The sequence below is a fragment of the Methylobacterium oryzihabitans genome, assembly GCF_004004555.2.
GTDB classification, from domain to species: domain Bacteria; phylum Pseudomonadota; class Alphaproteobacteria; order Rhizobiales; family Beijerinckiaceae; genus Methylobacterium; species Methylobacterium oryzihabitans.
In genome coordinates, this window is the sequence record NZ_SACP01000033.1 from 14,413 (window position 1) to 35,401 (window position 20,989).

Here is a 20,989-nt window from a genome sequence, read left to right on the forward strand (position 1 = left end):
TTTTCCCGGACAGCACTGCGCTGAAGTGGGAGGGTTGGCGTATGAGGCTGGCCGCGACGGTCTAGAACCGGTTCACCGGCAGGATCATCAGCTCGGCGATCTGGACGTGAGGCGGCTGGTCGAGGGCGAAGACGACGCTGCGGGCGACGTCCTCGGGCTCCAGCGCCATCCGGAACTGGTCGAAATACGCCTTCGTCTTGGCCTCGTCGCCGCGGTAGCGGGTCCTGATGATCCCGGTGCGGGTGAGCCCCGGCAGGATCTCGGTCACGCGGATCGCGGTCTCGGCCAGTTCGCCGCGCAGCGTCTCGGTGAACATCCGCAGGCCGGCCTTGCTGGTCGAGTAGGCCGCCATGTCGGGCACGATGCGCACGGCGTTGATCGACGACACCGTGACGACGTGGCCGGCGTCGCGCTCCACCATGCCGGGCAGGAGCGCGCGGGTTACCCGCATCGTGCCGAGCAGGTTGGTGCGCAGGATCCCGGCCCAGTCGTCGGCCGTGCCGCGGTCGAACCGGACCCGGCCGCCGATGTCGTGGCCGGCATTGTTGATGAGCACCGCCACCGGCCGGAAATCCTCCGGCACGAGGTCCGGCAGGCGGTCAACCCGCGCGTCGTCGGTGATGTCGAGGGTCACCGCGCAGGCCGCCGCGCCGAGTTCGGCGGCGAGCGCCGACACCGCGCCCTCGTCGCGATCGACCAGGACGACCCGGCGCCCCGATTCCACCAGTGCCCGCGCCATCGCGCGGCCCAGGCCCCCGGCGGCGCCCGTCAGCACGACGGTGCCGGTTGTGTCCTCGCTCATGCCCGTCTCCTCCCGCGGCGCGGCGGCCTTCGATGGGCCGCTCCGGCGCGACGCGAGACTGGCAGAGGCGCCGGGCTGTGTCCGCCCGACCGCGCGTGCTACCAGTTATTCCGAAAACAACAGGACGGGGCGCACGGTCCCGCGGCGCAGGGCGGAATGGACTTCAAGCAGCTCAAGGCTTTCGCGACCCTGGCCGAGTTCGGATCCTTCTCCCGCGCCGGAGCGGTGCTCTCGGTGGCCCAACCGGTGCTGAGCCGCCAGATCAAGGCACTGGAGGAAGAGCTCGGCATCGAACTCGTCTACAGGAACGGCCGCGGCATCGTGCTGACCGAGGCCGGCAAGCTGCTGCACGGCTATGCCGGCGGGGTGCTCGACACGGTGCAGCGGGCGACGAGCGAGGTGATGGCCCTCCGCTCCAGTCCGCGCGGCACCATCGCGATCGGCATGCCGCCCTCGGTCGGCGCGGTGCTGACGGTGCCGCTGGTGTGCTGCTTCCGGGCCGAGTTCCCGGAGGTCGCGATGCGGATCGTCGAGGGCTTCAGCGGCCATATCCTCGAATGGCTGCTCACCGGCAAGATCGACGTCGCGGTGCTCTACAACGCGCCGCGCACCAGCAACCTGCGGGCCGAGCCGCTGCTCCAGGAGGAGATCAGCCTGCTCGGCCCGGCGAACGACCCCCTCGGCCTCGGCGACCGCCCGGTCCCCGCCGCCCGCCTCGCCGAGATTCCGATGATCCTGCCGGGCCGGCCGCACGGGCTGCGGCTGCTGATCGATTCGTGCCTCGGCGAGGCGGGGATCGCGCCATCGGTGATCCTCGAGGTCGACGCGATGCCCTCGACCCTCAGCCTCGTCGAGCAGGGGGTGGGCTACACGCTGCTGTCCTACGGGCCGGCGCGCCACCTGATCCAGGCCGGCCGGATGCGGCAATGGTCGCTCACCGATCCGGTCCTCACCCGCGAGCTGATCCTCGCGACGACGAGCCAGCGGCCGACGACGGTCGCGACCCGGGCGCTGGCCGGGATGGTGCGCCGGCAGGTCCACGCGCTGGTGCGCGACGGATTGTGGCTGTCGGAGCCTGCATGAGCGGCGGGCGCCTTGACGTCCGTGCCGCCGGTCCACACTCTCACCCAACGTCAGGGAAGCCGATCCCGGCCGTTCGCGAGACACCCAGATGGCAGGCGCCCCCTCCTGCGAGATCGACATGGCCGAGCAGGTCGCGCGCATCCTGCGGTCCATCGAGGAGTCGCAGACATTCAGCGCCGAGCAGCGCAAGCTGACGGCGGAGGCCGCCAAGCTCGACCGCGACCGCGCCCTCGCGCCCTGGCAGATCGTGGCCGCCAGCGTGGCTGCGACGGCGGCGCTGATCGCCGGAACCGCCGCTGTCGTCAAGCTCTTCCTACCCTAGCGCCGGACCGTCTCATCCCTGTGGGGATCGGGCCGCGGGGTGATCCCCGGCCTCGGTGATGCGACACTTCCCGCATCCGGCCCTCGTCCGAGACGGCCGCGCCCGAGCCCGAGGCACCGATGCCCCTCCCGTCTTCCCTCTCCGACGCCCGCGCCGTCGTCTTCGACGCCTACGGTACCCTGCTCGACGTGCACTCCGCCGTGCAGCGCCACGCCGCCGCCGTGGGACCGGAGGCGGAGGCGCTGTCGGCGACGTGGCGCCAGAAGCAGCTCGAATATTCCTGGGTGCTGTCGCTGTGCGGTCGCTACGCGCCGTTCTGGACGCTGACCGAGCGGGCGCTCGACCACGCCCTCGCCCGCCACCCTGACGTCGATCGGGCGGTGCGCCCGGCGCTGCTGGAGGCCTACCGGTCGCTGGACGCCTATCCGGAGGTGGCCTCCACCCTCGAGGCCCTGCGGGCGGCCGGCCTCCGGACGGCGATCTTCTCGAACGGCGACCCGGCGATGCTCGACGCCGCGGTGCGGGCGGCCGGGCTCCACCCGCATCTCGACGCGGTGCTGTCGGTCGAGCCGGCCGGGATCTTCAAGACGAGCCCCCGCGCCTACGACCTCGTGCCCGAACGCCTGGGTATCGGCGCGGCCGGGATCGTGTTCGTGTCGTCGAACCGCTGGGACGTGGCCGGCGCGGCCGCCTACGGCTTCACGCCGGTTTGGGTCAACCGGGCCGGCCTGCCCGACGAGTACCCCGACCTCGCCCCGGCCCGGGTGATCCGGGGCCTCGACGGGCTGCTGGACTAAGCCTCGCCGGGTGCGCGGTCGCAGCCGCGCGCGACAAAGCTGTTATTCCAAGAACGACGATGCCACCGCGCGCTGGCCCTCGCTAGGCTTGCCTCCATGATCGGACCCGGGGCGAAGACCCGAAGGGCCGGGGAGGACACGCGATGGCGGGCGAATTACTCGGATTCGTCGGGATCGGCCGCATGGGCGGCCCGATGGCGGAACGGCTGCTCGATGCCGGTTACCAGCTCTGCATCTACGACAAGCAGCCGGCGGCGACCGCCGCGCTGGCAGCACGGGGCGCGCGGGTCGCGGCCTCCCCGGGCGAGGTCGCCTCGACCGCCGAGATCGTCCTGATGAGCCTGCCGACCCCCGACGTGGTCAAGGCGGTGACGCTCGGCGAGAACGGCGTCGCCCACGGCAACCGGGTGCGGACCCTCATCGACCTCTCGACCACCGGGCCGGGCGTCGCCGGGCTCGTCGCGCAGGGCCTCGGCGACCGCGCGGTGACCTGGGTCGACGCGCCGGTCAGCGGCGGCATCGCGGGGGCCAAGGGCGGCACCCTCGCGCTGATGGTGTCGTGCCCGCGCGAGACCTTCGATTCCACGGTCGAGCCGATCCTGAAGACCTTCGGCAAGGTGTTCTACACCGGCGACAAGCCCGGCCTCGCCCAGACCGCCAAGCTGGTCAACAACCTGCTGGCGGCGGCCGCCCTCGTCATCTCGTCGGAGGGCATGGCGATGGGGGTGAAGGCCGGGCTCGACCCGAAGATCCTGCTCGACATCATCAACGTCAGCTCCGGCCGCAACAGCGCGACGCAGGACAAGTTCCCGCGCTCGGTCCTGCCCGGCAGCTTCGATTTCGGCTTCGCCACCGCCCTCTCTTACAAGGACGTGCGGCTGTGCCTCGACGAGGCCGAGGCGATGGGCGTGCCGATGATCATGGGCGCGGTGGTGCGCCAGATCCTGGCGCTGACCCAGGCCAAGTACGGCCCCGACTCGGACTTCACCTCGATCGCGCGGCTGTCGGAGGAATGGGCCGGCGTCGAGATCCGCGGCTGAGCCCCCGGCCAAGTCCCTAAGAACAAGTCCCCAAGAGAGCTGTGTGCCGCGCCGTCGCCCCTCGGGGGCGGCGCCCGCATCGGCCAAGGAGGCCGTGGGAGGGTTCGATGGCGTCCCGTGACACGATGGCGGAGCCCCCGGTGCGGCTGGCGCGGGCGCTGGTGCGGCAGGCCCGCGCCGCGCGGCTCGCCGACCTGCCGGTCCCGGCGGTCGACCGGCTGAAGATCGGCCTGCTCGATTTCCTGTCCTGCGCCTTCGAGGCCCGCGACCTGCCGACGAGCCGGCAGGCGGCGGCGATCGCGACGACCGTCGAGGGCGGCGCGACGATCCTCGGCACCGCCAAGGCCGCGCCGGCCGGCGAGGCCGCCTTCGCCAACGCCACCGCCGGGCACGGGCTGGTGCGCGAGGACATGCACGCCGCGAGCATCGGCCATCACGGCGTGGTGCTCTGGCCGCTGCTGCTGGCGCTGGCCGAGCGCGAGCGGGTCGCGGGCGACCGGCTGCTCCTCGCCGCCGCGCTCGGCTACGAGGCCGGCGGGCGGATCGGCCGGGCGCTGTTCACCGCCGACCTCGCCCGCCTCTTTCGCCCGACCGGCCTCCTCGGTCCTCTGGGCGGGGCGGTCGCCGGAGGCGTGCTGCTCGGGCTCTCGGAGGACGAGGCGGTCTCGGCCCTGGCGCTCGCCGCCAACGCCTCCTGCGGCCTCAACCAGTGGCCCGGCGAAGGTGGCAGCGACATGTACTTCCACCCGGGCGTCGCGGCGCGCGGGGCGATCGCGGCGGTCGATCTCGCCCGGGCCGGCGCGTTCGGGTCGGAGGCGATCCTCGACGGCGAGGCCGGGCTGTTCGCGGCCTTCGCCCGCCGGGCGGCGCCGGACGCGATCCGGCTGTTTCCCGACGGCGAGGCCGAGATCCTGGCGGTCTACAACAAGCCGGTTCCGGCGTGCAATTTCGCCCAGACCGCCTGCCAGGCGGCGATCGCCGTCGCCCGCGAGGTCGGTCCGGCCGAGACGATCGAGGCCGTGACCGTCCACCTGCCCGAGGCGGCGATCCGCTATCCGGGCTGCGACGCCGCCGGGCCTTTCGTGCGCGCGCTCCAGGCCAAGATGAGCATTCCGTACGGGGTCGCGGCGGCGCTGGCCCGCGGCCGGATCGACGAGGCCGCCTATGCCCGGCTCGACGACCCGGCGGTGACCCGGATCCTGCCGCTGGTGCGGCTGGTGCGCGATCCGGGCTTCACCCGGGACTTTCCGGCCCGCCAGGGCGCCGAGGTCGAGGTCGCGCTGAGTTCCGGCGCCCGGATCAGCCGGCGCCTCGCCGACGTGGTTCCGGCGACCGAGGGCGAGATCCGCGCCCGCTTCCGGCAGGCGGCCGACGCGGTGCTGCCGGCCGGACGGGCCGACGCCATCGAGGAGGCGGTCGACCGGCTGGAGGCGGCCGCGGATGCCGGCGCGGTGGCGGCCCTGTGCGCCGCCGACGCCGCGCGGCCCCGGCTCGCCGCCGGGCGGCGGGCGCCGCGGGGCTGAACCAGGCGGATCGGCGCAGGAATTTCCCGAGCGGACACGAGATCCGCCGGGCTGACGGGAGAGAACGATGAAGGGTGTGCGGCGGCACGCACGCGGCGCGTGCGCGGGAGGGCTCGGCTGATGGCGCAGGTCGTCGAGAACATGCTCCAGGCCCTCGCGGCCGGCCTGCTGGCCGGGGCGATCTACGGCCTGATGTGCGTCGGCCTCGGGCTGATCTTCGGGGTCATGCGGGTCATCAACTTCGCGCAGGGCGACGTGATGATGCTCGGCATGTACGCCGCCTACTACCTGTTCCTGAGCTTCGGGGTCCAGGCGGTCTTCGGCAGCGTCTTCGGCCCCTACGTGGCGATCCTGCTGAGCGGGCCGCTGCTGTTCGCCTTCGGCTACCTCATCCACCGCTTCCTGATCTCGCGGGTGACGGGGGCGCGCACCACCCGGCTCGAAGGCGAGGGCCATTTCGCCCAGCTCATCCTGACCCTCGGCGTCGCCCTGGTGCTGCAGAACGGCGGCCTGATCGTGTTCGGCTCGGTGCTGGCCTCGATCCGCACGCCGCTCTCGTCCTCGGCCTGGGAGATCGGGCCGCTCTGGGGCGAGGACGTCGCGGTCTTCGTCAACAAGGCCCGCGGCATCGCGGCACTGATCTCGGTGGCGGCGATGATCGTGCTGTCGGCGGTCATCACCCGCTCGCGGCTCGGCAAGGCGCTCAGGGCCTCGGCCGACAACCCCGAGGCCGCGACCTACATGGGGATCGACATCGACCGCTCGCACCGGATCGCCTTCGGGCTCGGCTCGGCGATCACCGCGGTCGCCGGCGGCCTGCTCGCCACCAACTACCCGTTCCACCCCTACATCGGCATCGACTACGTCATCGTGATGTATGCCGGCGTCGTGCTCGGCGGCCTCGGCTCGATCACCGGCGCGTTCTGGGGCGGCATGACGATCGGGCTCGTGCAGCAGCTCTCGACCCTGATCCTGCCGACGCAGCTCCAGAACGCCGCGATCTTCGCCGTCTTCCTCCTCATCGTCTTCTTCCGGCCGCAAGGGTTCTTCGGCCGCATGGTGGAGCGGACCTGATGCCGACGCTGCGCTCCCTCGGGCCGATCCTCGTCGCCGCGGCGCTCTATGCCGGCCTCGCCGCCCTGGTCACCAACTCGTACTACCAGCTCACCCTGACGCTGGTGCTGGTCTGGGCGATCTTCGGCCTGTCCTGGAACCTCCTGTCCGGCTATACCGGCCTCGTCTCGTTCGGGCACGCCGCCTTCTTCGGCCTCGGTGCCTACACCACGGCGCTTGGGCAGATCTACCTCGGCCTCAGCCCGTGGCTGCTGATCCCGGCGGGCGCGGTCGTCGGCGGCCTCGCCGGGCTGATCGTCGGCATCCCGACCTTCCGCCTGCGCGGGCACTACTTCGCGCTGGCGATGCTCGCCTACCCGCTGGCGATGCTCTACGTGTTCGAGTGGCTCGGCTTCCAGGAGGTGACCCTCCCGATCAAGCGCGATGCCCCCTTCGCCTACATGCAGTTCTCCGACCCCCGGCTCTACACGCTGGTGGCCCTGGTCATGCTGCTGGCGGTGGTGCTCATCACCCGCGCCATCGAGGGCTCGCGCTTCGGCATGGCGCTGCTCGCGATCAAGCAGAACGAGGCGGCGGCGGAGGCGGCCGGGATCAACACCCTGGCGTGGAAGCTGCGCGCCATCGCGCTGTCGGGGGCGATCGCCGGGGCGGTCGGGGCGTTCTACGCCGTCGTCCTGCTCGTCGTCACGCCGCCCTCGGTGTTCGGCATGCTGGTCTCGGCCCAGGCGCTCACCGTGTCGATGTTCGGCGGCGTCGGCACCGTCTGGGGGCCGCTGATCGGCGCGGCGGTGCTGATCCCGGTCTCGGAGATCCTGCACGCCGAACTCGGCGCCCGCATCCCCGGCATCCAGGGCGTGATCTTCGGCCTCGCCATCATGGCGGTGATCCTGCTGGCGCCGGAGGGCGTGTACTGGCGGGTGCGCGACCGGCTGCGCCAGCGCCGGGCCGCGGCGCCGGTCCCCGAGGCCCCTCCCGCCGCCGTCGAGGCGGGCGTCGTCCCCTTCGCGGCGCCGGCGCGCCCGTCCCGCGCGCGCCGCCGCACCGGCGAGGTGCTGCTCTCGGTGCGCGGCCTGTCCAAGTCGTTCGGCGGGCTCAAGGCGGTGCAGAACGTCTCGTTCGACGTCCACGAGGGGATGATCCTCGGCATCATCGGCCCGAACGGCGCCGGCAAGACGACGCTGTTCAACCTGCTCAACGGCTTCCTGCGCCCGGATGCCGGGCAGGTGATCGTCGCCGGCCGCGACCGGGTCGGGGCGATGCCGCACGAGCTGGCCCGGGCCGGGATCGGCCGCACCTTCCAGGTCATGCGGCCGTTCCTGCGGATGTCGGTGCGCGACAACGTCCGGGTCGGCGCCTATCTCCGCGCCGGCAGCGAGGACGAGGCGCGCCGCCTCGCCGACGCAGCGGTCGAGCAGGTCGGGCTGAGCGCCGTCGCCGACCGGATCGCCGGGCAGCTCACCACCAAGGAGCTGCGCCTGATGGAACTGGCCCGGGCGCTCGCCGGCCAGCCGCGGCTGCTGCTCCTCGACGAGACCCTGGCCGGGCTCGGCCACGGCGAGGCCGACGAGGTGGTGGCGGTGATCCGGCGTCTCGCCGAGGGCGGCATCACCATCGTCATCATCGAGCACACGATGCAGGCGATGGTCCGCCTCGTCGACCACTTCTTGGTTCTCGACCACGGCGCGGTGCTGGTGGACGGCGAGCCCGAACAGGTGACCCGCGATCCGCAGGTCATCGAGGCCTATCTCGGCAAGAAATGGGTGGCCCATGCTCACGCTTGAGAACGTCTCGGCGGGCTACACCGCGGTCTCGGTCCTGAAGGGTGTGTCGGCCCGGGTCGAGGCCGGGCAGTTCGTCGCCATCGTCGGGCCGAACGGCGCCGGCAAGTCGACCCTGTTCAAGACCATCTCGGGCGTCGTCGCGCCGTCGGCCGGCACGATCCGGTTCGAGGGCCAGGACCTGCGCACGGTTCCGGCGGCGAGGCGCGCCCATCTCGGCATCGCCCACGTCCCGGAGGGGCGGCAGGTCTTCCCCTCGCTCTCCGTGATGGAGAACCTGGAGATGGGCGCCTATACCGAGGCCGGCCGCCGGGCCTGGAAGCGCAGCCTCGACCTCATCTTCGGGCTGATGCCGGTCCTGGCCGAGCGCCGCGGCCAGTATGCCGGCACCCTGTCGGGCGGCGAGCAGCAGATGGTGGCGATCGGGCGCGGCCTCGCCTCGGCCCCGAAGCTGCTGATGCTCGATGAGCCGTCGATGGGCCTCGCGCCGGCGATCGCCGACTTCATCTTCGACAAGCTGATCGAGATCCGGGCCCAGACGAAGCTGACGATCCTGCTGGTCGAGCAGCGCGTCGCCGAGGCGCTGGAATCGGCCGACCACGGCTACGTGCTGGAGGCCGGCCGCGTCGTCCTCGACGGCACCAACGCGACCCTGCGCGCCGACGACCGGGTGCGGCAGGCGTATCTCGGGATGTGACCGGGGTTTCACGGGACGGCACTCCGCCCGGAGAGGCGGGCCGATCGGGAGGAGCGAGGATGACCGGGACTGTTTCATCACTCACGCGGCGGGGCTTCGTCGGCGGCAGCGCCGCCCTCGGCCTCGCCACCGCGGCGCGGGCGCAGGCGCCGGCGCCCGTGAAGGTCGGCCTGATCGTGCCGCTGTCGGGCCTCTACGCCCGGCCCGGCGCGGTGATGAAGATGGGCGCCGAACTCGGGATCGCCGACGTCAACGCCGCCGGCGGCATCAAGGCGCTCGGCGGCGCCAGGCTCGAACTGGTGGCGCTCGATTGCGGCGACACCGTCGAGAAGGCGAAGAACGCCGCCCAGCGCATGGTGGCGCAGGAGACCGACCTCGTCGCCGCCACCGGCGCCTACCTGTCGTCGTTCACCCTCGCGGTCAGCGAGGTCACCGAGCGGGCGGCGCTGCCGCTCCTCACCCTGTCCTATTCCGACCTGCTCACCGACCGCGGCTTCCGCTACATCTTCCAGACCGCCGCGACCGCGGCGGCGCAGTCGGCGCTCGGCCTGCCCGAGCTGATGAAGCTCGCCGAATCCGCCTCCGGCAAGCGGCCGAAGACCGTCGCGATCGCGATGGACAACACCGGCACCTCGGTCGCCACCGCCAAGGCGCTCAAGGAGAAGCTGTTTCCGCAGCTCGGGCTGCAGCTCGTCATGGACGAGGTGTGGACGCCGCCGCTCTCCGACGCGACGCCGCTGATCCAGAAGGTCCGCTCGACCCGGCCCGACCTTTTCCTGTTCATGCCGAACGCGATCGCCGACGCCAAGCTCGGGATCGAGAAGATGAACGAGTTCGGCCTCGGCCAGGGCCGGGTGCCGACGATCTCGTTCTCGATCACCATCGCCGAGCCGGACATGCTCCAGAGCGTATCGCCCGAGGTGGTGCAGGGCATCATGACCATCGTGGCGAACTGGGGCGTGAAGGGTCAGGAAAAGCTCATCGCCGACGTCAAGGCGAAGTACGGCGAGCCGTGGGCGACCCAGAACATCGTCTCGACCTACGGCGACATGTGGCTGATCAAGGATGCCCTGGAGAAGGCCGGCAAGGCCGACCGCGCCGCCGTCGCCGAGGCCCTGCGCACGGGTGATTTCGGTCCGTCCCGCTACTACCCGGGCGGCCGGCTGCAATTCGACGACAAGGGCCGGCGCATCGGGGCCGGGGTGGTGATCGTCCAGTGGCAGAAGGGCGTGCCGGTCGCGGTCTTCCCCGACGACCTCGCCCTCGCCCCGCCGTTCTGGCCCAAGCGCTGACGTGGAAACGAGCTATAAGATACTGATCTCACGATAGGATTTTCAGGCGCGGGATCCCCTCTCCCGAGTGGGAGAGGGGTAGGGGTGAGGGTGGCTCGGCTCCAGAAGCAGGCACCAACGGTTGAGCTGGGCAGCTCGACGGTTCGCGGTTCATTCTGAACCCGAGCCACCCTCACCCCTGTCCCCTCTCCCACTCGGGAGAGGGGGACCCGCGCCACATCGAGAACCGCCCCCGCCGACTGCAAGCACTTCGGGCCGAGCCTCATCCACCAATGACGGCAAGGACGGCGACCATCTGAAACGGCCCCGCGAGAGGGCCAGACCGGGAGGACACCACGATGACCAGGACCACGCGCCGCACCCTGCTGGCCGCCGGCGCCGCGGCGCTGGCGGCGCCCCGCGCCTTCGCGCAGGCGCCCGCCGAGGTGAAGGTCGGGCTGCTGGTGCCGCTGTCGGGCCTCTACGCCCGGCCCGGCAGCGTGATGCGGATGGGCGCCGAGATGGCGGTCGACCACATCAACAAGGCCGGCGGCGTCAAGGCCCTCGGCGGCGCGAAGTTCCGCCTCGTCGTGCTCGATTGCGGCGACACGACCGAGAAGGCGAAGAACGCCGCCCAGCGCATGGTCGCCCAGGAGCCCGACCTCGTGGCGGCGTCGGGCGCCTACCTGTCGTCGTTCACGCTGGCGGTGACCGAGGTGACCGAGCGCGCGCACCTGCCGGTGCTGACGCTGTCCTATTCCGACCTCATCACCGAGCGCGGCTTCCACTACGTCTTCCAGACCTCGGCCACCGCCGCCTCGCAGGCCCGGCAGGCGCTGCCGCTCATCATGCGGCTCGCCGAGACCGCCGCCGGCAAGCGCCCGAAGACGGTGGCGATCATCACCGACAACACCGGCGCCTCGGTCGCCTCGGCCAAGCCGATGCGCGAGGGGCTGCTGAAGGAGGTCGGCCTCGACCTCGTGATGGACGAGACCTTCACCCCGCCGCTGTCGGACGCGACGCCGCTGGTGCAGAAGGTCCGCTCGACCCGGCCCGATCTGTTGTTCTTCCTGCCCACCGTCATCTCCGACGCCAAGCTGGTGCTGGAGAAGATGAACGAGTTCGGCCTCTCGCAAGGGCGCATCCCGACGATCTCGTTCGGCATCGCCATCGCCGAGCCCGACATCCTCCAGACGATCAACCCGAGCCTGCTCCAGGGCGTGCTCACCTGCGTCGGAAGCTGGGCGACCAAGGGGCACGAGGATCTGGTTGCCGAACTCAAGTCCCGCTTCAACGAGCCCTGGATGACCCAGAACGCAATCTCGACCTACGGCGACATGTGGGTGATCCGCGACGCGCTCGAGAAGGCCGGCAAGGCCGACAAGGAGGCCGTCGCCGAGGCCCTGCGCACCATGGACGGCGGACCGTCCAAGTATTTCCCCGGCGGCCTGATCAAGTTCGACGGCAAGGGCCGCCGCGTCGACGCCGAGATGACGGTCGTGCAGTGGCAGAACGGCATCCCGGTCACGGTCTTCCCCAAGCAGCTCGCGGTGGCCGAGCCGTTCTGGCCGAAGCGCTGATCCGTCCCCGGATCGCGACTCCCTCCATCACAAGGACGACGAGATGAGCCAGGAAACCTACGAGCGCGGCTTGGAGATCCGCAAGAGCGTGCTCGGCAAGGAGTTCGTCGAGACCTCGATCGCGAATGCCGACGACTTCAACCTGCCGATGCAGCAGCTCACCACCGAGTATTGCTGGGGCGCCGTCTGGGGCCGCGAGGGGCTGCCGAAGAAGACCCGTTCGATGCTCAACCTGGCGATGCTGAGCGCGCTCAACCGCCCGCACGAACTCAAGATGCACCTCAAGGGCGCGCTGAAGAACGGCGTCACCAAGGACGAGATCCGCGAGATCCTGCTCCAGGTCGCGATCTATTGCGGCATCCCGGCCGGGGTCGACTCGTTCCGCATCGCCCGCGAGGTGTTCAAGGAGGTCGAGGCCGGCAAGCCGGACAATTGAGGGCGGGCGGTCGCTTACGGCGCCGACGCGAACCCTCCCCCCTCCGCGGGGGAGGGTGGCGAGCGGAGCGAGCCGGGAGAGGGGACGCCGCCTCCGGAGAGGTCGCGCCCTCGCTGACGGGTGCTACCTTCCGAAGCGTCGCGATCCCCTCTCCCGCCCTGCTTCGCAGGGCACCCTCCCCCGCAGAGGGGGGAGGGTGGGGCCGTTGCGAGTTTATTGAGCAGCAGCAGTAATTTAGGACCAGCTTCCACCAAGCCCCCGCCCCCTGGCGGCCGGGGCCGAGGAGACCCCGATGCGTCTGTCTGTCGATGAGGCGCGTGCCCTGGCGGCGCGCGTCATGGGAGCCCTCGGCCACGACGAGGCCGAGGCGGCGCTGATCGCCGACCACCTGCTCGATTGCGAGCTGCGCGGAGCCGCCTATGGCGGGCTCGCCCGCGCGATCTCGATCGCCGAGCGGTTCGAGCGCACCGGCGATCGCCGGCGGCCGATCGTGGTCCGGCACGAGACGCCGGTCTCGGCCCGGATCGAGGGCGGCGACCAGCTCGGCTACCTCGTGGCGCACCGGGCCACGACGATCGCGATCGACAAGGCGACGACGAGCGGCATCGCGGTCGTGGGCGCCAACGACACCTGGTACACCGGCATGCTGTCCCACTACGCCGAGATGGCGGCGGCGGCCGGGCTGGTCAGCGTCATTGCGTCGAACGCCTCGCCCTGGGTCGCCCCGCACGGCGCCACCGAGGGACGGTTCGGCACCAACCCGATCTGCTTCGGCTTCCCGAGCGACGGCGAGCCGGTGATCTGGGACATCGGCACCTCGGCGATCATCCATGCCGAGGTGACGCTCGCCGGCCGGCTCGGCCAGCCGATCCCGGAGGGCGTGGCGTTCGGACCGGACGGGGCGCCGACCCGCGACCCGGCGGCGGCGCTGGCCGGCGCCTTCGCGGCCTGGGGCGGCCATCGCGGTTCCGGCCTCGCCATCGTGGTGCAACTGCTCGGCATCATGGCGGGCTCGGACCCGATCCCGCCCGACCTCGCCGGATTCGGCTTCGTCATCGTGCTGATGAAGCCCGGTCTGCTCGGCCCCGAGGACGTGTTCCGCCGCAACGTCACGGCCTACGGCGAGGCGGTCCGCTCGGCCCGGCCGGTGCCCGGCGGCGAGCCGGTGCGGATGCCGTTCGACCGCTCCCGCGCCGCCCGGGCGCGGCGCCTCGCCGACGACGCCATCGAGATCCCGGACGTGCTGCACGCCCGGCTCGTCGCCCTCGCGGAGCGCCCCCAATGACCCATCCCGAACCCTTCGAGCTCTACGCCATCCGCTACGGCCACCATTCCGGCCGGAAGGCCTCCGACAACTTCATCGGCGCCGACGCGCACGAATCGGGCGAGGATCTCGACTACTTCGTGTGGGTGGCACGCAACGCCGACCGCTGCTTCGTGATCGATACGGGCTTCAACCCGACCTCGGCGGCGGAGCGCGGCCGGACGATGCTGCGCCGCCCGGCGGAGGGCGTCGGGCTGCTCGGGATCGACCCCGGCGCCGTCGACGAGGTGATCCTGACCCACCTGCACTACGACCATGCCGGCTCGCTCGGCGACTTCCCGCGCGCGCGCTTCCACTGCCAGGACAGCGAGGTCGCCTACGCCACCGGGCGCTGCATGTGCCACCCGTTCCTGCGCCACCCCTACGACGTCGAGGACGTGGTCGGCCTCGTGCGCCGGGTCCATGCCGGGGCGGTGACGTTCCACGACGGCGCCGCCGAGATCGTCCCCGGCCTCAGCCTGCACCGGATCGGCGGTCACTCCGCCGGCCTCCAGGTCGTGCGGGTCTGGACCCGGCGCGGCTGGGTCGTGGTCGCCTCCGACGCGACCCACTTCTACGCCAACATGGCGACCGGCCGCCCCTTCCCGGCCGTCCACGACGTCGGCGCGATGCTGGAGGGCTTCCGCACCGTGCGGGCGCTCGCCGATAGCCGGGACCACGTCGTGCCCGGGCACGACCCGCGGGTGATGGCGCTCTACCCGGCGGTGTCGCCGGACCTCGACGGGATCGCGGTCCGGCTCGACGTCGCGCCCCGGACGGGCGCATGAGCCGGACCGCCCTCGTCACCGGGTCCACCGGCGGCCTCGGGCTCGCCTGCGCCGAGGCGCTCGCGGCGGCCGGCCACGCGGTCGTGCTGCACGGCCTCGACGATCCCGAGGCCGCCGAGCCGGTCCGGGCGGCGCTCGCCGCCCGCCACGGCGTCGCGGTCGCCTATCGCCGGGCCGACCTCGCCGACCCGGCGGCGATCGACGCCCTGGCGGCCGGCATCCCGGGCGGACCCGACATCCTGGTCAACAACGCGGTGGTCCGCCACTTCGCGCCGGCGGAGGAGTTTTCCGCCGCCGACTGGGACCGGGCCGTGGCGGTCAACCTATCGGCGCCGTTCCACCTCGCGCGCCTCGCCCTGCCGGGAATGCGGGCGCGGGATTTCGGCCGCATCGTCAACGTCGCGTCGCTCTACGCCGAGCGCGGCGCCCGGCGGCGGGTCGATTACACCGCGACCAAGGCCGGGCTCGTCGGGCTCACCCGCACCCTGGCGCTGGAAACCGCCGGCACCGGCGTCACCTGCAACGCCGTCAGCCCCGGCACCGTCCCGACGCCGGCGATCCTCGCCCGCATCGCCGCGCTGGCGAACGAGCGGGGCCTGAGCGAGACGGAGGCGACGCGGCTCTACCTCAGCGAGCGCCAGCCGAGCGGCCGCTTCGTGCAGCCGGAGGACGTCGCCGCCCTCGTCGTCTTCCTGTGCGGGCCGGCGGCGCGCGACATCACCGGCGCGGTCATCCCGGTCGACGGCGGCTGGTCGGTGGCGTGACCGGGCGGTTGTCCCGCGACCCGGATCGCGGGATCGTCCCGCCGCGTCCCCACGAGAGGCCCGCCGCCATGACCCGACCGATCGCCGCCCGCCGGACCTGGATCTTCGCCCCGGGCGCCGACGAGGCCGCCCTGCGCCGGGCTGCCGAGGCCGGTCCCGACGTGCTGATCCAGGATCTCGAGGATTTCACCCCGCCGCAGCTCAAGGCGCAGGCGCGCCGGCTGTGCCGGCCGATCGCGGAAGCCTGCCGCGCGTCCGGCGTCATCCCGGCGGTGCGCCTCAACCCGCTCGAACATGTCGGCCACGACGACCTCGCCGCCGCGATGCGGGCCGGGATCGGCGTGATCCTGCTCGCCAAGACCGCCGGCCCCGAGCAGGTCGCCGCCCTCGACCGCCAGATCGCCCGGCACGAGCGCGACCTCGGCCTCGCCATCGGCGCGACCGAGATCGTGCCGAACGTCGAGACCGCGGCGGCGCTGGTGCGCATTACCGCCATGGCGGAGGCGAGCCCGCGCGTCACCGCGATGCTGCTGGCGAGCGAGGATCTGGCCGCCGACATCGGCGTCGGCCGCACGCCGGGCTCGGAGGAGCTGGCCTACGCCCGGTCGCGGTTCCTGTTCGAGTGCGTCGCCGCCGGCGTGCTGGCGATCGACTGCCCCTACACCTTCTCGCGCCGCGAGGACGTCGACCGCGACCTCGACTTCGCCCTCGCCCGCGGGTTCAAGGCCAAGGCGCTGGTCGATCCGGCCCAGGTCGCCCCTGTCGCCGCCCGGCTGACGCCGTCCGACGAGCAGATGAGGGCGGCGCTGCGCCTGATCGCGACGTTCGAGCAGGCCCGCGACCGGGGCGTCACCCCGGCCGAACTCGACGGCCACCGCATCGAGGTGCCGTCCTACAAGGCGGCCCTGCGGCTGCTCGACCGCGCGGCCGTGCTCGGCGTGACGATTCCGGCGGCACTGTGAATCGGGCTCACGCCTCGGAATCCTCGACCGGAACCCAGCCCTCCGCGGTCGCCGCGAGCCGTGGACAGTCGAACACGCCCCGCACCCGGTCCGGCAGCGCCGGATCGACCGCCGCGAGGGGCGCGCGCCACCGCTGCGTCTGGCGCATCGCCACGACGATCGCCGCCACGTCGAGGCCGAGGCGCCCGAACAGCCGCGCCACCGCCGCCGCGGTGGTGCCCGACGACACCGCGTCGTCCACGACCACGATGCGGCGCCCGCGCAGCAGGTCGAGTTGGTTGGGATCGACGAAGATCCGCTTGCCGCCGCCGGGGCTGGTGATCGAGGCGACCGGCTCGGACAGGCGGTCCTCGTACCAGAACTTGCGCGAGTACCCGAGCGGCACGTAGCGGGCGTGGCCGAGATCCTCGGCGACCAGCGGCGCGAAGGCGAGGCCGAGGGTCGGCAGCCCGACGATCGTCTCGGCGCCGGCCTCGTCGGCGGCCCGCGCCATGAACCCGGCGAGCGCCCGCACGACCGCGAACGAGGCCTGGTTGGCGATCAGCGAGGCGACCGCATGGGTCCCGTCCGGCAGCGGCCGGATCGGCAGGACCAGGACGCGGCCGTCCGGCAGCCGCACCGGGTAGCCGAAGCGGTAGGGCGGCGTCGGCGGGCGGCCCCCGGGCCAGTCCGGCAGCAGGGTCTGCCAGTAGCCCGTCGTCGGCTCGGTCCATCGCTGCCCGGTCCCGTCCATGCCGCCTTCCCTCGCGCGAGCCGACACGATGGCACGGTTCTGGCTTGGCCGCGAGCGATCGAACGATCGGGGAGGCGAGCAGAGAATGACGCCACGGAGCAAGCTCAGCCGCCGCGGCCTGCTGGGCGGGGCCGCCGCCGCCGCGGCCGTGATGCCGCGTCCCTCCCTCGGGCAATCGGCCAAGGCGGTGAGGATCACGCTGCCGTGGCTGGCCAACGGCTCGACCCTGTTCACTTACGTCGCCCGCAACCAGGGCTTCTTCAGGAAGCGCGGCATCGAGGCCACCATCGCCCGCGGCTACGGCTCGGTCGCCGCCGCGCAGGCGGTCGCGGCGGGCGAGTTCGATTTCGGCTTCGTCTTCGCCGGCGGCACCATCCTGGGCGCCGCCCGCGGCCTGCCGCTCGTGGCGCTGGCCACCCTCGGCTACGACGCCACGATGGGCGTGGCGCTGCGGGGCGATTCGCCGATCAGGTCCCCGCAGGATCTGGCCGGCAAGACCATCGGCACCGTCCCGACCTCTGCCGAGGCGCCGTACTGGAACGCCTTCGTCAAGAAGGCCGGCATCGACGTGTCGGGCACGAAGATGGTGCAGATGGACAACCGTGTCCTCGAACAGGGGCTGGTCCACCGGCAGGTCGACGCCATCACCGCCATCGCGACGAGTTCGGTCCCGGTCATCCTGGCGATGAAGGAGCCTTGCCGCTTCCTGCTTTGGAGCAAGTCCGACGTCTCGCTGTACGCCGGTCAGGTCGTCACCCGGCGCGAGACCCTCGCCCGCGACCCCGAGCTGTGCCGGGCGGTGACCGAGGCGCTGACCGAAGGGCTCGCCTTCGCGCTGAAGGACCCCAACGCCGCCCTCGACATCTTCGTGCGCGAGGTGCCGGAGATCGGCATCACCCCGACCGGGCGCGAGAATGCCCGGGTGTCGCAGGGACTGATGCACTACACCGTGCTGTCGCCGGAGGCCGAGACCCGGGCGCTGGGCTACACCGACCTCGACCGGGCCGGCGCGATGGTCGACATGGTGATGACCTACGGCGTGCCCAAGGACGCGGTGCGCCCCGACCCGGCGCAACTCTTCTCCAACGCCTTCGTCGGGTCGGTGACGCTGTCGAAGGCCGAGTGGGACGCGGTGCGGGCCGGCACCGCCGACTACGCCGCGATCCTCGGATGAGCGATCCCGCGCCGCCCCGGGCGGAACCCGCGATCCGCGTCTCGGGCGTCGCCAAGACCTACCCGTCGCGTTCCGGCCCGGTCGAGGCGGTGGCCGGCGTCAGCTTCACGGTCGCGGAGGGCGAGTTCGTGTCGATCCTCGGCCCGTCGGGATGCGGCAAGAGCACCCTGATGCTGATGGTGGCCGGGCTGGAGGCGCCCTCCCGCGGCAGCCTCGCCCTCGCCGGGCGGCCGGTGGAGGGGCCGCAGACCCGGGTCGGGCTGATGTTCCAGGACGCCACGCTGCTGCCGTGGAAGAGCGTGCGCGACAACGTGCTGTTTCCGCTGCGGATGAGCGGCCGGCCGATGGCCGGCGCCACGGAGCGCGCCGGCGCCCTCCTCGCCCTGGCCGGGCTGTCGGGCTTCGCCGACAAGCGCCCGCGGGAACTCTCCGGCGGCATGCGCCAGCGCGTCGCCCTGTGCCGGGCCCTCATCGCCGATCCCGCGATCCTGCTGATGGATGAGCCGTTCAGCGCCCTCGACGCGATCACCCGCGACGAGATGGTGCTGGCGCTCGGCGAGATCGTGGCGCGGGAGCGCAAGACCACCCTGTTCATCACCCACGCGATCCGCGAGGCGGTGTTTCTGTCCGACCGGATCCTGGTCATGGGCCGGCGCCCCGCGACGGTGGTCGCCGAGGTGGCGGTGCCGTTCCCGCGCCCGCGCGACCCGGCGATCGAGGCCGACCCGGCCTTCAATGCCCTGTGCCTCGACCTGAAGGACGCGATCCACCGCGCCATGCGCGGGCCGGCCGCGGCGGCGGCCTGACCATGGCGATCCCCGACACCCTGGCGTCCCCCGCCCCCGCCCCCGTCCTCCCCCGCGGGCGCCTGCTGCCGTGGCGCGGTACCCTGCGCCGGATCCTGCTGCCGCTCGTCACCGCCGCCCTCGTGCTGGGCCTCTGGGAGGCTCTGGTGCGCCTGCGGGGCATCTCGCCGGCCCTGCTGCCGAGCCCGAGCGCCGTCGCCGAGCGCCTCGTCGCCACGGGGCCGTTCTTGCTCGGGCAGGCGGTGCCGACGACGCTGGAGACCGTTGCCGGCTTCCTCATCGCCCTCGTCCTCGGCACCGGGCTCGCGGTCCTCGTCTCGGCGTCGCGGCTGGCGCGCGAGGCCTTGTATCCGAACGTGGTGTTCTTCCAGCTCATCCCGAAGATCGCGCTGGCGCCGCTGTTCATCGTCTGGCTCGGGATCGGGACCGGGTCGCGCCTGACCTTCGCGGTCTTCATCGCCTTCTTCCCGGTGGTGATCGCGACGCTGGCCGGCCTCGACGGCGTCGACCGCGACCTGCTGCGGCTGTGCCGCTCGGTCGGCGCCGGGGCGTGGCGCACCTACCTGCACGTCCGCTTCCCGGCGGCGATCCCGCACGTCTTCGCCGGCGCGAAGATCGCCATCACCTTCGCGATGATCGGCGTCATCGTCGGCGAGTTCATCACCGCCCAGGCCGGGCTCGGCTACATGATCCTGTTCGCCGCCTCGCAGGCCGACATGGCCCTGATCTTCGCCTCGATCGCGCTGCTCTGCGGGATCGGGCTGGGGCTCTACGCCCTCACGGCGCTGGCCGAGCGGGTGGCGCTGCGGTGGTATGGGGGGTGATGGGGCCCCTGGTGGGTGTCCGGGAGAAGTCGGGGCACTTATCCCCTCTCCCAGGCGCGCTTGCGGATTCACATAACGGCTTGTGCGCGTTCTCCTCGCCCCGCTTGCGGGGAGAGGGCATCTGGGGATCGAAGATCCCACACCTCGTTGTCGCCGATGCGAGGCGGCAGCCGAGGGTGAGGGGGCGGTTCAGGAGGAGCCTCCTCCGGAACTGCCCCCTCACCCTCGCCCTTCGGGCTCCCCGACCACCCAACAGGGGGTGATCGGGCCTCTCCCCGCAAGCGGGGCGAGGAGAGATCCCCGCGCCTCCTTTCGGAGATGTAGCAATACGATAGCTCGGGCCGCCACCGCTCACGGCACCAGCGGCCCGATCTCCGCCGCCGCCGCGCGCAGCAGCGGCAGGAACTCGTCGAGCATCCGCCCCACGCTCGCCCGCTGGGCGGCGAGCCCGATATGCAGCGCGCAGGCGAGCGAGCCGTCGCGCCGGGTCACCGGAACGGCGATCGAGCGGAAGCCGTGCTCGGCCTCCTCGTCGACCAGCGAGTAGCCCTGCTCGCGCCCGGCGATCACCAGCGCCTTGAGGATCACCGGGTCGGTTACCGTGGCGGGGGTGAGCCGCTCCAGCGGCGTCCGGCCGAGGGCGGCGTCGAGGTCGGGCTCGGTCAGGCCGCCGAGCAGCACCCGGCCGACCGCCGAGCAATAGGCCGGCAGGCGGTAGCCGACCTCCAGCCCGACCGTGATGATGCGCGACGGGCTGGCGCGGGCGATCATCACCGCCTCGTCGCGGTCGAGCACCGCCGCCGAGCACGCCTCGCCGGTGCGCCGGGACAATCCATCGACCACCGGCTGCATCAGCGCCGGCAGCGGGTTCGAGGTCAGGTAGGCCGAGGCCAGCACCAGCACCCGCGGCGTCAGGCTGAAATGGCGGCCGTCGCGGGCGACGTAGCCGAGATGTTCGAGCGTCAGCAGCACCCGCCGCACGGTGGAGCGGGGCGCGTCGACCAGCGCCGCCAACTCGGACAGCGTCATCTGCCGCGGGCCGGCGTTGAACGCCGCGACGACCCGGAGGCCGCGGGCGAGGATTTCGAGGTATTCCGGGCCGGGCCGGTCGGCGAGGCCGGGCTCGTCCTCCGGGCGCCGCAGGCGTGGCATGGTCGGATCCTGGTCGGGGCGAGCCCGTCCGTAGCACGGCCCTGAACGAGCTCCCAGAGGATTGTTCGCTGACCGAACAC

General features: G+C 72.3%; 20 protein-coding genes and 1 pseudogene. 18 read left to right on the forward strand and 3 right to left on the reverse strand.

Going from position 1 to position 20,989, the window contains the following annotated elements:
• Positions 1 to 61 precede the first annotated feature (61 nt).
• A complete protein-coding gene (locus EOE48_RS23915) occupies positions 62 to 802 on the reverse strand; it encodes an SDR family oxidoreductase (RefSeq protein ID WP_127733398.1) in 741 nt (246 codons plus the stop codon).
• Between the two features lie 156 nt (positions 803 to 958).
• Between EOE48_RS23915 and EOE48_RS23920 the strand changes: the two genes are divergently transcribed.
• From EOE48_RS23920 to EOE48_RS23990, 15 genes and pseudogenes are all read left to right on the forward strand, one after another.
• Positions 959 to 1,885 carry a LysR family transcriptional regulator gene (locus EOE48_RS23920; RefSeq protein ID WP_127733399.1) on the forward strand — a complete coding sequence of 309 codons (927 nt, stop codon included), beginning with the start codon at positions 959 to 961 and terminating at the stop codon, positions 1,883 to 1,885.
• 118 nt (positions 1,886 to 2,003) lie between these two features.
• The gene (locus EOE48_RS23925; protein ID WP_246154779.1) at positions 2,004 to 2,207 is read left to right on the forward strand and encodes a hypothetical protein; all 204 of its coding nucleotides are present in this window, start codon (positions 2,004 to 2,006) and stop codon (positions 2,205 to 2,207) included.
• A gap of 119 nt (positions 2,208 to 2,326) precedes the next feature.
• Entirely contained in the window at positions 2,327 to 3,004 is a 678-nt protein-coding gene (locus EOE48_RS23930) for a haloacid dehalogenase type II (protein WP_127733401.1), read from the forward strand.
• Positions 3,005 to 3,135: 131 nt separating this feature from the next.
• Positions 3,136 to 4,044, forward strand: a pseudogene (locus EOE48_RS30400) (NAD(P)-dependent oxidoreductase); the annotation flags it as partial.
• A 107-nt stretch (positions 4,045 to 4,151) separates the two neighbouring features.
• Positions 4,152 to 5,567: an MmgE/PrpD family protein gene (locus tag EOE48_RS23940; RefSeq protein ID WP_246154783.1), complete on the forward strand. Its 1,416-nt coding sequence runs from the start codon at positions 4,152 to 4,154 to the stop codon at positions 5,565 to 5,567.
• A 120-nt stretch (positions 5,568 to 5,687) separates the two neighbouring features.
• The gene (locus EOE48_RS23945) at positions 5,688 to 6,641 is read left to right on the forward strand and encodes a branched-chain amino acid ABC transporter permease (RefSeq protein WP_127733403.1); all 954 of its coding nucleotides are present in this window, start codon (positions 5,688 to 5,690) and stop codon (positions 6,639 to 6,641) included.
• Positions 6,641 to 8,422: a branched-chain amino acid ABC transporter ATP-binding protein/permease gene (locus EOE48_RS23950; RefSeq protein WP_127733404.1), complete on the forward strand. Its 1,782-nt coding sequence runs from the start codon at positions 6,641 to 6,643 to the stop codon at positions 8,420 to 8,422. Before EOE48_RS23945 ends, EOE48_RS23950 begins: the two co-directional genes overlap by 1 nt.
• On the forward strand, positions 8,409 to 9,116 hold the full coding sequence (locus EOE48_RS23955) for an ABC transporter ATP-binding protein (RefSeq protein ID WP_127733405.1): 708 nt from the start codon (positions 8,409 to 8,411) through the stop codon (positions 9,114 to 9,116). Before EOE48_RS23950 ends, EOE48_RS23955 begins: the two co-directional genes overlap by 14 nt.
• A gap of 59 nt (positions 9,117 to 9,175) precedes the next feature.
• Entirely contained in the window at positions 9,176 to 10,408 is a 1,233-nt protein-coding gene (locus EOE48_RS23960) for an ABC transporter substrate-binding protein (RefSeq protein ID WP_127733406.1), read from the forward strand.
• 338 nt (positions 10,409 to 10,746) lie between these two features.
• Positions 10,747 to 11,967 carry an ABC transporter substrate-binding protein gene (locus EOE48_RS23965; protein WP_127733407.1) on the forward strand — a complete coding sequence of 407 codons (1,221 nt, stop codon included), beginning with the start codon at positions 10,747 to 10,749 and terminating at the stop codon, positions 11,965 to 11,967.
• Positions 11,968 to 12,010: 43 nt separating this feature from the next.
• Positions 12,011 to 12,403 carry a carboxymuconolactone decarboxylase family protein gene (locus EOE48_RS23970; RefSeq protein WP_127733408.1) on the forward strand — a complete coding sequence of 131 codons (393 nt, stop codon included), beginning with the start codon at positions 12,011 to 12,013 and terminating at the stop codon, positions 12,401 to 12,403.
• A gap of 292 nt (positions 12,404 to 12,695) precedes the next feature.
• On the forward strand, positions 12,696 to 13,688 hold the full coding sequence (locus tag EOE48_RS23975; protein WP_127733409.1) for an Ldh family oxidoreductase: 993 nt from the start codon (positions 12,696 to 12,698) through the stop codon (positions 13,686 to 13,688).
• Entirely contained in the window at positions 13,685 to 14,494 is an 810-nt protein-coding gene (locus EOE48_RS23980) for an N-acyl homoserine lactonase family protein (protein WP_127733410.1), read from the forward strand. The genes EOE48_RS23975 and EOE48_RS23980 overlap by 4 nt, the downstream gene beginning before the upstream one ends.
• Complete coding sequence (locus EOE48_RS23985; RefSeq protein WP_127733411.1) at positions 14,491 to 15,258, forward strand: SDR family oxidoreductase; 768 nt, start codon at positions 14,491 to 14,493, stop codon at positions 15,256 to 15,258. Before EOE48_RS23980 ends, EOE48_RS23985 begins: the two co-directional genes overlap by 4 nt.
• Positions 15,259 to 15,326: 68 nt before the next feature.
• Entirely contained in the window at positions 15,327 to 16,220 is an 894-nt protein-coding gene (locus tag EOE48_RS23990) for an HpcH/HpaI aldolase/citrate lyase family protein (protein WP_127733412.1), read from the forward strand.
• A gap of 7 nt (positions 16,221 to 16,227) precedes the next feature.
• On the opposite strand, the gene EOE48_RS23995 is transcribed toward EOE48_RS23990, so the two are convergent.
• Positions 16,228 to 16,953, reverse strand: a complete 726-nt coding sequence (locus tag EOE48_RS23995) for a phosphoribosyltransferase (protein WP_127733413.1) — start codon at positions 16,951 to 16,953, stop codon at positions 16,228 to 16,230.
• 85 nt (positions 16,954 to 17,038) lie between these two features.
• Here EOE48_RS23995 and EOE48_RS24000 point away from each other — a divergent pair, with 85 nt between their 5' ends.
• The 3 genes from EOE48_RS24000 to EOE48_RS24010 are packed head-to-tail and all read left to right on the forward strand — an operon-like array spanning position 17,039 to position 19,757.
• Positions 17,039 to 18,127, forward strand: coding sequence for an ABC transporter substrate-binding protein (locus EOE48_RS24000; protein ID WP_187371524.1), 1,089 nt, complete (start codon positions 17,039 to 17,041; stop codon positions 18,125 to 18,127).
• Positions 18,124 to 18,933: an ABC transporter ATP-binding protein gene (locus EOE48_RS24005; RefSeq protein ID WP_127733415.1), complete on the forward strand. Its 810-nt coding sequence runs from the start codon at positions 18,124 to 18,126 to the stop codon at positions 18,931 to 18,933. The genes EOE48_RS24000 and EOE48_RS24005 overlap by 4 nt, the downstream gene beginning before the upstream one ends.
• A gap of 2 nt (positions 18,934 to 18,935) precedes the next feature.
• Entirely contained in the window at positions 18,936 to 19,757 is an 822-nt protein-coding gene (locus EOE48_RS24010) for an ABC transporter permease (protein ID WP_127733416.1), read from the forward strand.
• Between the two features lie 351 nt (positions 19,758 to 20,108).
• Here the strand turns inward: EOE48_RS24010 and EOE48_RS24020 are convergent, their stop codons facing one another.
• Positions 20,109 to 20,909 (reverse strand): IclR family transcriptional regulator domain-containing protein, encoded by an 801-nt coding sequence (locus EOE48_RS24020; RefSeq protein WP_127733418.1) that lies wholly within the window; start codon positions 20,907 to 20,909, stop codon positions 20,109 to 20,111.
• Between the last annotated feature and the right edge of the window lie 80 nt (positions 20,910 to 20,989).

Bases quoted from the DNA above. Each gene is read 5' to 3' on its own strand.
- EOE48_RS23915 (WP_127733398.1), bottom strand. From the start codon at position 802: ATGAGCGAGGACACAACCGGCACCGTCGTGCTGACGGGCGCCGCCGGG.
- EOE48_RS23920 (WP_127733399.1), top strand. From the start codon at position 959: ATGGACTTCAAGCAGCTCAAGGCTTTCGCGACCCTGGCCGAGTTCGGA.
- EOE48_RS23925 (WP_246154779.1), top strand. From the start codon at position 2,004: ATGGCCGAGCAGGTCGCGCGCATCCTGCGGTCCATCGAGGAGTCGCAG.
- EOE48_RS23930 (WP_127733401.1), top strand. From the start codon at position 2,327: ATGCCCCTCCCGTCTTCCCTCTCCGACGCCCGCGCCGTCGTCTTCGAC.
- EOE48_RS23940 (WP_246154783.1), top strand. From the start codon at position 4,152: ATGGCGTCCCGTGACACGATGGCGGAGCCCCCGGTGCGGCTGGCGCGG.
- EOE48_RS23945 (WP_127733403.1), top strand. From the start codon at position 5,688: ATGGCGCAGGTCGTCGAGAACATGCTCCAGGCCCTCGCGGCCGGCCTG.
- EOE48_RS23950 (WP_127733404.1), top strand. From the start codon at position 6,641: ATGCCGACGCTGCGCTCCCTCGGGCCGATCCTCGTCGCCGCGGCGCTC.
- EOE48_RS23955 (WP_127733405.1), top strand. From the start codon at position 8,409: ATGCTCACGCTTGAGAACGTCTCGGCGGGCTACACCGCGGTCTCGGTC.
- EOE48_RS23960 (WP_127733406.1), top strand. From the start codon at position 9,176: ATGACCGGGACTGTTTCATCACTCACGCGGCGGGGCTTCGTCGGCGGC.
- EOE48_RS23965 (WP_127733407.1), top strand. From the start codon at position 10,747: ATGACCAGGACCACGCGCCGCACCCTGCTGGCCGCCGGCGCCGCGGCG.
- EOE48_RS23970 (WP_127733408.1), top strand. From the start codon at position 12,011: ATGAGCCAGGAAACCTACGAGCGCGGCTTGGAGATCCGCAAGAGCGTG.
- EOE48_RS23975 (WP_127733409.1), top strand. From the start codon at position 12,696: ATGCGTCTGTCTGTCGATGAGGCGCGTGCCCTGGCGGCGCGCGTCATG.
- EOE48_RS23980 (WP_127733410.1), top strand. From the start codon at position 13,685: ATGACCCATCCCGAACCCTTCGAGCTCTACGCCATCCGCTACGGCCAC.
- EOE48_RS23985 (WP_127733411.1), top strand. From the start codon at position 14,491: ATGAGCCGGACCGCCCTCGTCACCGGGTCCACCGGCGGCCTCGGGCTC.
- EOE48_RS23990 (WP_127733412.1), top strand. From the start codon at position 15,327: ATGACCCGACCGATCGCCGCCCGCCGGACCTGGATCTTCGCCCCGGGC.
- EOE48_RS23995 (WP_127733413.1), bottom strand. From the start codon at position 16,953: ATGGACGGGACCGGGCAGCGATGGACCGAGCCGACGACGGGCTACTGG.
- EOE48_RS24000 (WP_187371524.1), top strand. From the start codon at position 17,039: ATGACGCCACGGAGCAAGCTCAGCCGCCGCGGCCTGCTGGGCGGGGCC.
- EOE48_RS24005 (WP_127733415.1), top strand. From the start codon at position 18,124: ATGAGCGATCCCGCGCCGCCCCGGGCGGAACCCGCGATCCGCGTCTCG.
- EOE48_RS24010 (WP_127733416.1), top strand. From the start codon at position 18,936: ATGGCGATCCCCGACACCCTGGCGTCCCCCGCCCCCGCCCCCGTCCTC.
- EOE48_RS24020 (WP_127733418.1), bottom strand. From the start codon at position 20,909: ATGCCACGCCTGCGGCGCCCGGAGGACGAGCCCGGCCTCGCCGACCGG.